Here is a 13,544-nt window from a genome sequence, read left to right on the forward strand (position 1 = left end):
AATAAATAAATAAATAAATAAAAAATCACTCCACCTAAACTTGTTCAATCAAAAAATCACTCCAATTAACCTCATTCAATAAATAAATCCTTCCGCATGCGCTCAATCCTCCACATGGACCTCGACTCCTTTTTCGTTTCGGTAGAAGTGATTAAAAATCCTTCGCTGAAGGGGAAGCCTGTTATTGTTGGGGGGACTGCTGAGCGGGGAATTGTGGCGAGTTGCAGTTATGAGGCCCGGAAATTTGGCATACATTCGGCAATGGCCACTACTATGGCTAAACGTTTGTGTCCGAGGCCATTTTTTTGCATGGGTCCTATCATGATTATGCAGATTATTCTAAACGGGTTACTAATATTATAGCTGAGCGTGTGCCGGTAGTGGAAAAATCATCTATCGATGAATTTTATATTGATTTGACAGGCATGGATACGTTTTTTGGCAGTTTTAAACTGGCAAAAGAAATACGGGAGTTGATTCGCTCCGAAACGGGATTACCGATTTCATTCGGATTATCTACCAATAAAACAGTTGCGAAAATTGCAACTTCTGAAGCAAAACCTGATGGGTTTTTACAGGTGCCTGCGGGTGAAGAAAAAAGTTTTCTGGCAAAATTGCATGTCACTAAAATTCCTGGTGTTGGTGAAAAAACATATCCGAAATTAAAGGAAATGGGTGTTGAAATGGTGAGCGATTTACAGGCTTTAAATATCAACGACCTGGAAGAAAAATTTGGTGAGTTTGGAATTGTTTTGTGGAATAAAGCAAATGGGATAGATAATAATCCTGTAATTCCGTATACGGACAGAAAATCGATTTCTTCTGAAAATACGTTTGAAAAAGATGTAACGGATTATGATTTTTTAGAAACGTATGTGGTTTCATTAATCGAGCAATTGGCATTTAAAATGCGGAAAGAAAATTTTTTAACTTCTTGTCTGTTTATTAAAATGCGCTATTCAAATTTCGAAACCGTCAGCAAGCAGGTGAGTTTAGATTATACAGCGAGTGATAATGTTTTAATAAAAAAAGCAAAAACATTACTCGAAACCATGAATCCCGATAAACGTCCGATTCGCTTGATTGGCGTGGGTTTCAGCAATTTAATGCACGGACAGCAACAAATTGATTTATTCAGCGATACGGAAAATAATATTAAACTTTATCAAGCCTTAGACGCCATCAACAAAAAATTCGGCAACAAAACCGTCCACCGCGCCAAAACCATAAACACCGGCAACCGCGAATTTAATCCATTCAACGGCCGCGAAATCCAATGATGTGATATTAAACAGCCGGTAACACAAAGAACTCAAAGAAAATGCACACAAAGTGCACAAATTAATATAATGTTTATTTAAATTATGTACCTATAAAGTTCATAAAAATAAAATTTTATAATAATATATAAACCTTTTTGTTGTTTTTCTGCGGGCTGCTTGTCTGCGTTTCTTTGCGTTACCGGCTGTTAAAAAAATGTCAATTTTAGAAAAAAGTAAAAATCATAAACTTAATTTCTTCCTTTCGATGAACCACTCATTATTCATCACTCATTACGCATCTAATTACGCCCTTAACAGCCATAACCACAAAGCCGCTAAGGCCACTAAGAAACGCTAAGTTTAATGTATTAAAATCTTCGTGTTACTTTGTGGCCTTTGTTCCTTAGCGGTTCCGGCTGTTTAAAAAAATTTCAATTTTAGAAAAAAGTAAAAATCATAAACTTAATTTCTTCCTTTCTATGAACCACTCATTATTCATCACTCATTACGCATCTAATTACGCCCTTAACAGACAAAACCACAAAGCCGCTAAGGCCACTAAGAAACGCTAAGTTTAATGTATTAAAATCTTCGTGTTACTTTGCGGACTTTGTTCCTTAGCGGTTCCGGCTGTTTAAAAAAATTTCAATTTAAGAAAAAAGTAAAAATCATAAACTTAATTTTTTCCTTTCGATGAACCACTCATCCCTCATCCCTCATTACTCATCCTCACAAGTTTTCCATCCAAAAATCCGTCATTAAAGTGTATAAATGATAGCGCGTGTTGCCGCCCGAGATGCCGTGATTGCGGTCGGGATAAATCATTAAATCAAATTGTTTATTGTTTTTAATCAGCGCATTAATCCATTCTGCAGAATTTTGAAAATGCACATTATCGTCACCCGTTCCGTGAATCAATAAATAATTTCCTTTCAATTTATCCGCATAAGCCATTGGTGCATTCGCATCAAAACCTGTTGGATTCGATTCCAAAGTGCCCATATACCGCTCCGTATAAATATTATCATAATACTTCCAGTTCGTAACCGGCGCAACACTCACAGCAGCTTTAAACACATCCGCACCACGCGTAATACACAAACCCGCCATATAACCACCGTAACTCCATCCCCAAATACCAATACGCGAACCATCAATATACGGCAATGTGCTCAACCATTTCGCAGCCTCAATCTGATCATCCGTTTCATATTTCCCCAGCTGACCATAAGTAGTTTGTCTGAAATCGCGTCCACGGCCCGCTGTGCCCCTGTTATCGATACAAACTGTAATGTACCCCTTCTGCGCCATCATCTGATGCCACATCATCTTAAAACCATCATAACCCTGTTTCGCTTCCAATGAACCCGGTCCGCCATATACACGCATAATTACCGGATATTTTTTATTCGCATCAAAATCATAAGGTTTAATTATGTAACCGTTTAATTTCACCCCATCAGCAGTTGTAAAACTGATGTATTCAGGTGCTTTTATCGATAAGCCATTAATATCCGCCTGCAGCGCACTGTTGTCCTCCAACACCCGCACCACATTTCCCGAATTATTACACAACGTAATATATGCAGGCTGCATAAACGATGAATTGTTATTTATAAAATATTGAAATCCCTTGCTAAACAACACACGATTACTCCCAGCTCTCGAAGTAAGTTGTTTTTTATTTTTTCCATCCAGTTGAATTACATACAATTGCTGCTCATATAAAGCGCTTTCGTTACTCATGTAATACACCAATTTATTTTTTTCATCCACACCCAACAACTCACTAACTTCAAAATTGCCTGAAGTAATTTTATTCAGCAATTTTCCGGTCATGTCGTATAAATACAAGTGATTAAACCCATCCATTTCACTTTTCCAGATAAACGATTTATTATCATTTAAAAAAGTGAGGTCATCATTTATGTCCAGATAATATTTATCCGTTTCATGAAAAAACGGTCTGCAAACACCTGATGCCGGCTCAGCCATAAATAATTCCAAATCGTTTTGTAAACGGTTCAGCGTAAATACCACCAATCCTTTCGAATCGTTTGTCCACTTAATTCTTGGAATATATTCATACGATTTTGTGATATTTATTTTTTGTGTTTTTTTAGTCGTTAAATTGTAGACATAAATTTCCACCTTGCTGTTTTTTTCACCAACTTTCGGATATTTAAACGAATAATTTTGCGGATACAACTGACCCTTGTAAGTAGTCATATCAAATTCAGGCACATCCGATTCATCAAATTTAAAATACGCCAGCATATTACCATCCGGACTCCACTCAAATGCGCGCACTAAGGTAAATTCTTCCTCATACACCCAATCGCTACCACCATTAATTATTGAATTCCATTTACCATCAGTAGTCACCTGCAATTCATCATTCGTTTCCAGGTCTTTATAAAATAAATTATTGTCCACCACATAAGCAACCTTATTTCCAACCGGTGCAAAAGTGGCATACATCTGCAAGCCGCGTTCCGAAAGACGTGTTGTTTTCTGCGATTTTAAATTAAAAACATAATTTTCTTCATAAGCCGCATTTCTGTATCGCGGTTTCGACATTGTGGTTAATAAAACTGCAGTTTCATTATCGTTAAATTTATAATCCGAAAACTGACTCACCGCACCACCCGTTTGGTTTACGCTAAACACCGAACCCATTTTTTTCCCGGTTTCGTATTCATATTTTACAATGGCTGTACCTTCTTCGTTAACCGTGTAGTGACTGCCATCCGCCATACTTCTGATATCATCGATACCTTTTTGGTAAAAACGATTTTTCAACCAAATATCCTCAAGTGAAATGGTCGACTGACCATAAACCAAGCCCGAAATTGCGATAAAGGCAAATAAAACAAGTTTTTTCATTGCAGCTAATATTTAATGCGAAAATAACAAAAACAAGCGACTACCCTTCCAAGGCAGCACAGTATTGGCATACGTCATTTTTGTGTAAGCCTTTTTGCTTTTACAAGTGTATGACAAATCCGAAAATTAAAAACGATAATTATGCCAAAACGCATATCATATGAAAACCCTAATCGAACTCAGTGTTTTACAGCCCAAAATTGACCCTTGCACCGCCAACCCTACCGACATGTTGCCGCATGAAAAAGGTACTTATTGTAATTCTTGCAATAAGGTTGTACACGATTTAAGTAATCTCAGCGGGCAAGAACTAATTCAGTATCTGCAAAACCATTCCAATGAAAACATTTGTGCAAAAGTTACCAAAGAAGCTTTAGCACCATCGCTGCAATTAAATCTGCAAAACGCAAGTCCCGAAAAAAGAAAAGCACTTATTTTTTATATGTCGCTGCTATTTGTTTTTGGACCGATGTTGTTTTCATGCAATGAAGAAGAGCACAAACAAATTCAGCAAATTGTAATTGAACAGGTTGAGTCTACAACTTTTGAAATTCCGGAAGAAAAACCTATTGATATTATACCAATTACAGAAAATATTAATATTCCGGTTAGCAAAATGATAAACTACAATGAACCCGTATTGTCTGATTTTACAAATGAAGTAATGCTTGATGTTGTAAATATTATAGATGAAAATAATTCAGATAGATATATGGTTGGTGGAATGGGTTTTTATTATAAAACAATTGATATTGTTCAACTCGACACCACTCCCCTTCCACCGCCAATAGTTGCGGCAATTCCGGATCAAATCGAATTAGGTGTATATCCCAATCCTGCCATGTATCAAGTCACCATCGATTATAAAATAACAGAGCCCGGTCTGGCAATTTTATCCGTATTTAATTTAAGCGGACAGCACATCACCGATCTAGTAAATACAACAAACGCAGAACCCGGAAATTTCACCACCGCATATCAGGTAAATCAACTTGCAGCAGGCATGTATCTGGTAATTTTAGTAAACAACAACAACAAACAAATATTCCGTTTAGCCGTAGCAAATTAAAATTAGAAGCAACAACATTTTTCACGCCAATTTTATTCTGTTCCCGCTTTCCACTGCAACAAACAGGTCATTCCAAGTTATAATCAAAACCGGCTATTAAATTAGCACATCGGTACATCAGCACATTAGCACATTAGTTTGTTTCCGTTTCAATCGGGGCTATAATGGCATTTAGTCCGTTTATTATAAAATAAAATATTAAGATTAAAGTGTTTGCAAAGATTGTAAGGCATCCTCGTATTGTAGAATAATAGGTCAATACATTAATGAAAAACTAATATTCTAACTTTTTATTAAATTATTTAAATCACCTCCACATTCAATCAAATCCTTCTCCAATTGTTCCGAGTTTAATTTTAAAATATTTAGATTTTCTGCTTAACCAAATAGATTATAATCTTCTTTCAATTCTTCCATAGATACTGATGTAACAATTGACAGTATATACAATTTACCTTCGTTTGTGATTAAGGATAGCCATGGTAAGAGTATATTGGAATTTATTTGTGAGCTGTTGGACCGCATGAAAGTGGTTAAAACCTAGAATAAGGAATTGATTATTTGGAAGTGTAATATAGCATTTTAATATAATTAAATAATTGTAAATTAAAAGTTTGCATCACATGGGCATTCCTTAATTTTATCCGGTTCATAAAAATTAATATATTTAGCTACTGATTCAATAGCTAATTCATAGTTAAAATTTAATGTTTTTTTTAAAATTGAGTTCCCAACTGTCGAACTATTTTCTTTTGATTTTGTATGTATGATATCATCACGCATATTTTTTAAATTTTCTAAATTAATTTTAAATGTTGGATGAGATTTTATAAAATCCTGCTCAGTGAAAAATGGTATAACGGTATTTATTTTTTCCCAAAAGGCGATATTTCGTTCAATTTGGTCTTTATTATAAATTTCAGTTTTATTAGCCAACTTTTTTTCAAAAAGTTTATCATCTGGTATTAAATAATTCATGAAACATTCTAAGGTTGTAAATAAAAATATTATACATCCACAAGAATTTATATAAAATTGGTAGTAGGATGTGTATATTTCTTCACCCGTTTTATTGTTGAGGTCCAAATTTGTTAATAATTGTTTTTTATTCTCCTTAAGAAGTCTTAATTTATCTTGTGCGCCTGCAAAATAAATTAGCGTTGGATCAGGTATTGGAAACAAATAATCTTTTCCGTTTATTTTATGATTAAAGCTTTTAATGTAATGGCCACTTTCCATAATCAAAAATCCCTCAGCGTGTTTATTTTTTGCTAATTTTTTTTGCAGATCATTCCCAACTTTTTCAAAAGTTACAATATTTTCCTTGGAGAATTTTGTCTCAAACTCGATTTTGGAATATTCCTCTAAAAATCTTTTTTCTATGTGTTTCATTGCCTAGCTTTAGTTTTGTTGGTAATTAATTTTAATATTTTTTAACATTTCCTGATGGATTTCATTTTTAATCGTTCAAGGCAATCTATGGAATCACCGGAAACTTGGAATTGGGCATTTGCATAGGTAAATTGACAGGCAAAAAACATAAATAAAATAGAAATTTTCATAATATATTATTTCTCCTAATTAATTGTGAACAAATCTACTTATTACTCCTTCCTCTTGCTAAATAGTCCTATTATAAAAATTGTTCTTCTATTTTAATTTTCCCTCATAAATACCAATTGATTGGAATAACTTATCGCTCAAGGCACTTTTATTTCTATACCGGCGATTCGCAGTTTATCTCCCTCGGTTAATAGATAAAATTGTTCATAAATGGTATCAGTAGCAAAACAAGAGCGTAAATTAACAGTATAGTTATTGTTTTCTTTGTTATTTGAATAGGTGACAGTATTGTATTGGACAACAGAATCACTAAAAAACTGCCCAAATCCGGCGTATAAACTTACAATTGAGGAATCCATTTGACTTTTTTGTTTTTCAAAATACATTTTTTCATGTAGAAATGTATTAAAACTCGTGTTATGTTGATTAATAGCCCTATGAAAGGAGTCAATAACCATTTTAGCATCATTTAGATCATCAGGTGAATTAGCCCGAATTATGTTTGTATTGCAAGCGGACAGGAAAAATGCAATCAATAAAATACAAGCTAAAGAAAAGGTAGTTTTCATGGTTATTTGGGTTTTTTAAAGGCAATTGTTTAAATACAAATATATTAATTTATACATTGGAATAAAAATTTCTATTTCCGCAAGCGTTTTTAATTGTTTACATAAGATATAAATATTGCTCTACTAGATTTATAAATTTGATGCCAAAACACTTCATTGTTCATTCCTTTCACAAAATTGAAGTAATTGTTCTGCTGTAAATTTTCGTATTTGTAATTTAGTATAGTGGGAATTTGTTATTATATGCTTTTTAACACCTATTAAGGTAGCACGATCATTTAAATAATCTAATATTTTAAAGTGAAGAAAATATTTAATAATAAAGTCTATTTTTTCTTGTGCTTCATCTATAGAAATATCCGAATAGTCACATGCCCAATATATCAATTTTTCGCGTATGCTTGCATCATCAATTAATCCAATTAACGAACTTTCCAAATGGCAGTCAAATCCCGAAGGTTGCTTATCTTGAGTTCCCAATAACCCTTTAATAATTATGCCAAAATCGATACTAAAAGATTTACTCCATGTAAATTTTCGCAATTCGATAACGATTATTGTATCCTCATTTTCCTTTAACCAAATATTTTTTGCTTGGACAAAGCCATGTGATACAAAAAAAACAGATAGCATTTGTCGTATATTTTGCAATTTAACCTCATTCATACATTCAAATATACTTTATTAAAAGGTTTTATTAGTTTATCTTCAAAAATATTTGTTTTTTAAACAAAATGGTATCTTCCTTAAACAACCCGATTTCTACAGTGTCACAGAGTTTAAAGGACCATAACGGGTATCCCAATGAATCCGAGCTTTCGGGATATGTGCTTTTAAAAACGATGGTGTTATCGATTATCTTATAACTCCCGGAACACATGACCCCACCTGAAATATGACTCAAATAGTTATATGTAAAAGTTGAATCTGCTGACAGTGTAATACTCGCTTGTTTATCATCAGTTAAATAGGTACCCAAGTGGTTAGTGTTTATACCTTTGGTTGAAGCACAACTGACGGTAAAGGCTAAGACAATAAAGAGTATGAATGGCAAATTATGTATATATTTAGAGTAATTAAAGATTATTTAATTTTTTCCAGTATTCAATAGCATCTTCATAAGATTTTTTAGCGTTTTTATTTAAATTGTCTGCAATATAGTTATTCTCTCCGACATCCTCATAAATGGAAGTAAATAATTCAATTTCAAGCGCATTGGTGATTTTATCATTATTTAATGCGTTTAATTCGTTTATTAAACTAACATGTTTTTGCAGATCCGAAATTTTATTAGCTTTTAATAGGTCGTCGACTAATTTATGTGCATAAAAGCCCATAGCAACTACTAGTCCGTCATCAGAAAACGAATCAATCTCGTTCACTGTGATGTTATATTTTTTTAAAATATTTTTAAAAAGTTGTTCTTCCATTTTAATTAACCCTCCTAATCACTAATGGATTAGAATAACTTATTCCTCAAGGCACTTTTATTTCTATACCGGCTATTCGCAGTTTATAAATTTAATTACCATTTACTTAGCAAAAGCCAATAACTCGTTTCCGTATTATTTGGCCAAAATTCATATTTATGGAATAAAACTGGAATTCCTGTTTTTCTATCAATGTAAGTATATTGATAATTTTCGATCTGCTGCATATAAATTACTTTTTCATAAAAAATTGAGCAATTAAATTTTACTTTATTTAGGATAACTATTGTATCGACACCTGTATATTCTGTGTAGCCTGTAATCGGTAGTTTCTGATATAAATTAACTGGGTTTTCTGGATTAAGAGTAAAAACATTTTCGGTATAAATTCTTGGATTTTTTTCTTTACTATATGAATACTGACGATGTTTTATTATTGAATCTTGAAATGTGTAAATATAATTAATCCCAAATTTATCAACTTCAATTTTATATGGATAATAGAAATCGATGAAATTTATTGTAGCTGTTTCACCAATACTATCAAAATTTCTGTAAATTAGCGAAGAATTAGATTCATATACCAATCCACTCAATATTTTATAGTATTTAAACTGATTGCCGTGGATAAATTGCTGTTTATGCTGTTCTTTACTATAATCATAGTAATTCCCAATTTCATCACCTTCAATTAGCAGATTATAACTAAGTTCATTATTAACAAGATTAATGGCTTTGTTATTGCAACTCACTAATAACATTAAAAAGCATACAAGCAAATAAGAAATATTTTTCATAATGCATTTTTCATTCGGGTGAATTCAGTTTTACCATTCTATCTAAATAAATATGCGCCTCCAAATTTAGATGTAGTGATAATAATTATTTTAAACAATTCAATCGTAATATTACGATAATTGAAAATCATCACCAAAATTACTATTTTGGGAGACTAATAGTATATACTATCTCCCCTTGAACAAATACGTCAATTCGGTCGGCAATACCGTTATTTAAAACAAGCCAGGCTCCATCTTTCACTCCTTTGAAATAGGAGCCAAATTCTGTAAAATTTGGATTTAAATTAACAAAATATACGGCTGTAGTAGTCCATGTAAAATATTTTATCAATTTCCAATTATCATCAAAGTCAAAAAAATAGGTCATACAATCACTTTCAGTAGAAGGGTGACTTATTATAATTCTTTTTGCAATCACCTCAGTAGTTATAGCATAATGAAACTCATAATTGATATCAGCATAATACTGTCCTTTGTATTTCAATGTTTGTAAATTCAATACTCCCTCATCCGAAAAGAAACTTGAAATACTATCAGTAATAATCATAAACGTATCCATTTTGTCTTCTGAAACAACAAAATAGTTTTTATTTAGAAATTTACCTTTGATTGTATATTTTGCAGTATCCTCATAGGTTTTTTCCTTTACAAACCAGGTTCTATCCATGTATGAAGTATCTCCATAAGTGATTGTAACGTTTTGAGTAAACGAATTACTTGCATTAATTAAAATTAGGATAAGGATTATAGGGAAAATGTATTTCATGTTTTTAAAAATTGTTAAACTTACTCCTTTCCTCAAGAATTAGCCTCGCAGCCTCCACAGCTTCCGGAACAAAAGTGTTTTCCAGAACGATTGAGGTTAGCTGTTCTGTTGAATAACGCTTATATTGTTCTTTAAATTTTACAACCCCTTGTGCGTACGCAATGGAATTCTGTTTTTCTTTTTCTTCCGGCGAAAGCTTTGAATTAAACATAAATTGTATAAACTCGTAAACTTGTTTACTGTAAAGGGCTATGGTTAACACAAGCAGTATAAGCGCATGTGGTTGAAAATTTAATTGTAACAGGCTTATTCTGAGTTTAAACAAGTAAAATCCTTTGGTAAATACAACAAGATTAAATAGAAATAAAATAAGCGTGGTTATAATACAAATAATATAAACCTCTCTTTTAATAAAGTAAATAATCAAACACAAAACAAATAATCCGGCTGCAAAATAATGCTGCTGCAACAAATGAAAACCATTGAATATCGCATCATATAACGTAAATGCTAATAGGCAAGCTAAAACAAACAATGGGAAAAGTCCTTTGTGTTTTAGTTTAGAATTAAATGTTTGCAGTTTAGGTGTCATATGCTGGTTAGGCATTGGTTTAAACAAACGAATCAAATATAAAATCAAATAATTGCTTAATTAAGTTTATTTTGTATGGTAAACATTCACCACCTGACAATCAGACTTCTTAAATTTTATATAGGCAGTGCCCCCATACCAAGTTGAATCCGGTAATGAACCAGTAACTATCCAAAATCCATCCTCCAAAATGACATTATAAGGTTTTTCATCGTAAATGTCATCACCATACAAGGGATACCAAACTGCCTCTGCTATCTTTATTGCAGTCTGCTCATCAGGCACACAATCTTTATGGGTTTCCTGTTCAATATTTACATTAGATAGCAATGCAATAGACAATACAACTGTAAATGGCAATGACATGAATAGGTATTTTGCGGTTTTCATTATGTAAATGGGTTGTTAAATTTATTAGTTAAAAAAAATATTTATGCGAGCGTTCAACTTACCCAATCAAAAATAATAAATTATTTTAACCCAAAAGCCCTCTGCGCCTTTCGTGTGCATTTTTTTGCGCCCCGATTTTTTCTATCGGGGTTTGTGTAACTTTTACATCTTCATCTCGAACAAAATATCCTGTAAAGCGAAGCATTTATTTTATACAATAATTTAAAAGGTTAATATGAAACTCATAAGTTCCCATAGCCCGGAAATTAATGTGCTAATGTGCTGATTGAACAGCCGGAATGTTCGCTAGAGATTGCATTTAAAGTTTATTATGAAACTCTTATGTTTTTATAGCCCGGATTGAAGCGTAAAGCCTCCCTTTTTCAGGGAGCTTGGAGCAGAAAGCCGGAAGCGAATGTGATTTGGAAACGCGATGTTGATGCTCCAATTTTTTATTATGATTTTATAGCTGTTTAATTTGATTTTCAATCAGAATGCTCATGGATGTTGGGTTTGGGGCGGGAATTATAAAATGTGGTAAATTATTTGTACCTTTGCACTGCTTTTGCGATAATACTGTTTCTGAGGTGTGTTCATTACGAAATACAAAGTATTAAAACTCAAAAGCTTTTATTTTAATCAGTAAGGCGTTAAAGACTTAGAGAAGAACACTGCATTAAAGCATTCGCAAATATGCATCTGTAACATTTCCCTCCTTATACAAATTTTATTATTACATGTCGTTTGACAAATTATTGCTCATTGAGCCAATCATGAGGGCATTAAAACAGGAAGGTTATGAGCGCCCTACTCCTATTCAGGAACAAGCCATACCTGCCGCATTAGAGCACAAAGATTTATTAGGTTGTGCACAAACAGGCACCGGAAAAACTGCAGCATTTGCCATTCCGGTATTACAAATTTTAGCTGCAAAAAAACATGATAATCACCGCGTAATTCGCTCCCTGATTTTAACACCAACACGCGAATTGGCGATTCAAATTGGTGAAAGTTTTACCGCTTATGGTAAATACACCGGATTATCGCATACCGTAATTTTTGGTGGTGTATCGCAACACGCGCAAACGCAACAGCTGCGCAGGGGTATCGACATATTAATTGCAACTCCCGGACGATTACTGGATTTAATGAATCAGGGATTTGTGCGCATAGATAAGGTTGAAATTTTTGTACTCGACGAAGCTGACCGTATGTTGGATATGGGATTTATTCATGACGTAAAAAAAGTTGTCGCGAAATTACCTGCGAAAAAACAAACACTGTTTTTTTCTGCAACTATGCCGCATGAAATTTCAGCACTCGCAAATTCATTATTACACAATCCGGTGAAAGTTGCGGTAACGCCCGTTTCATCTACAGTTGAAATAATAGACCAATCGGTATATTTTGTCAGCAAAACAAATAAACGCGCTTTATTACATCATTTATTATTAGATAAATCGATAAAAAGTGTATTGGTTTTTACCAGAACAAAACATGGTGCCGATAAGGTGTGTAAAGATTTAGTCCGCTCAGGAATTAAAGCAGCCGCAATACATGGAAATAAATCGCAAAACAACCGACAAACAGCATTAAGCAGTTTTAAAGCCGGTGAAACGCGTGTGTTGGTTGCAACAGATATTGCAGCGCGCGGAATTGATGTGGAAGAATTAGCTTATGTAATTAATTACGAATTGCCGAATATTCCGGAAACATATGTGCATCGTATCGGCCGGACAGGTCGTGCCGGATCTACCGGTGTTGCGATTGCTTTTTGTGAAGAAGAGGAACGTCCATACCTGCGTGATATTCAGCGCTTAATTGGTAAAACAATTACCGTAAAAACGGATCATCCTGATTACAAACAAATGGTAATTCCGCAGACAAAAACTGAAGAGGAACGGCCTGCAAACAGAGAACGCCGCAGTGTTGTGGACCCATCCAAAGCAAGACGTTTCAAACCCGATAAATTCAAAAAACACCGCGAAAAACGCAGTGAAAATACGGGAAGCAGTTCAGGGCGAATTACAGTTAACCTGAAAGGAAGTAGATAATTTTAAAATGGAACGCAGATCGAACTGATCCCGATAGCTATCGGGACGGATTAAAACGGATTAATTAATAATATAAAAGGAATTATAACAACTCAAAAAAATCCGTCTAAATCTGTTTAATCCGTTAAATCTGTGTTCCTTTCACACACCAATAAAATAGCGG

General features: G+C 33.5%; 11 protein-coding genes and 1 pseudogene. 3 read left to right on the top strand and 9 right to left on the bottom strand.

From position 1 onward, the window contains the following. The first annotated feature begins 96 nt into the window (after positions 1-96). Positions 97-1,280, top strand: a pseudogene (gene dinB, locus IPI65_18975) (DNA polymerase IV). Positions 1,281-1,991: 711 nt separating this feature from the next. Here the strand turns inward: dinB and IPI65_18980 are convergent. Next, positions 1,992-4,148, bottom strand: a complete 2,157-nt coding sequence (locus tag IPI65_18980) for a S9 family peptidase (GenBank protein ID MBK7443511.1) — start codon at positions 4,146-4,148, stop codon at positions 1,992-1,994. A gap of 160 nt (positions 4,149-4,308) precedes the next feature. On the opposite strand from IPI65_18980, the gene IPI65_18985 reads away from it, so the two are divergent. Then, a complete protein-coding gene (locus IPI65_18985; protein ID MBK7443512.1) occupies positions 4,309-5,217 on the top strand; it encodes a T9SS type A sorting domain-containing protein in 909 nt (302 codons plus the stop codon). A 606-nt stretch (positions 5,218-5,823) separates the two neighbouring features. Here the strand turns inward: IPI65_18985 and IPI65_18990 are convergent. From IPI65_18990 to IPI65_19025, 8 genes are all read right to left on the bottom strand, one after another. Next, on the bottom strand, positions 5,824-6,609 hold the full coding sequence (locus tag IPI65_18990; protein ID MBK7443513.1) for a hypothetical protein: 786 nt from the start codon (positions 6,607-6,609) through the stop codon (positions 5,824-5,826). A 308-nt stretch (positions 6,610-6,917) separates the two neighbouring features. Beyond that, positions 6,918-7,349 carry a hypothetical protein gene (locus tag IPI65_18995; GenBank protein ID MBK7443514.1) on the bottom strand — a complete coding sequence of 144 codons (432 nt, stop codon included), beginning with the start codon at positions 7,347-7,349 and terminating at the stop codon, positions 6,918-6,920. A 153-nt stretch (positions 7,350-7,502) separates the two neighbouring features. Beyond that, on the bottom strand, positions 7,503-8,015 hold the full coding sequence (locus IPI65_19000) for a DUF4304 domain-containing protein (protein MBK7443515.1): 513 nt from the start codon (positions 8,013-8,015) through the stop codon (positions 7,503-7,505). Positions 8,016-8,425: 410 nt separating this feature from the next. Beyond that, positions 8,426-8,779 (bottom strand): hypothetical protein, encoded by a 354-nt coding sequence (locus tag IPI65_19005; protein MBK7443516.1) that lies wholly within the window; start codon positions 8,777-8,779, stop codon positions 8,426-8,428. A 95-nt stretch (positions 8,780-8,874) separates the two neighbouring features. Further along, the gene (locus tag IPI65_19010; GenBank protein MBK7443517.1) at positions 8,875-9,576 is read right to left on the bottom strand and encodes a hypothetical protein; all 702 of its coding nucleotides are present in this window, start codon (positions 9,574-9,576) and stop codon (positions 8,875-8,877) included. Positions 9,577-9,718: 142 nt separating this feature from the next. Then, entirely contained in the window at positions 9,719-10,345 is a 627-nt protein-coding gene (locus IPI65_19015) for a hypothetical protein (GenBank protein MBK7443518.1), read from the bottom strand. A 4-nt stretch (positions 10,346-10,349) separates the two neighbouring features. After that, positions 10,350-10,964, bottom strand: coding sequence for a hypothetical protein (locus tag IPI65_19020; protein ID MBK7443519.1), 615 nt, complete (start codon positions 10,962-10,964; stop codon positions 10,350-10,352). Between the two features lie 39 nt (positions 10,965-11,003). Further along, positions 11,004-11,303, bottom strand: a complete 300-nt coding sequence (locus tag IPI65_19025; GenBank protein MBK7443520.1) for a hypothetical protein — start codon at positions 11,301-11,303, stop codon at positions 11,004-11,006. Positions 11,304-12,064: 761 nt separating this feature from the next. Between IPI65_19025 and IPI65_19030 the strand changes: the two genes are divergently transcribed. Then, positions 12,065-13,381: a DEAD/DEAH box helicase gene (locus IPI65_19030; GenBank protein MBK7443521.1), complete on the top strand. Its 1,317-nt coding sequence runs from the start codon at positions 12,065-12,067 to the stop codon at positions 13,379-13,381. Positions 13,382-13,544 lie beyond the last annotated feature (163 nt).

It is taken from the genome of Bacteroidota bacterium (assembly GCA_016706255.1).
In the GTDB taxonomy this organism is placed as follows: domain Bacteria; phylum Bacteroidota; class Bacteroidia; order Chitinophagales; family BACL12; genus UBA7236.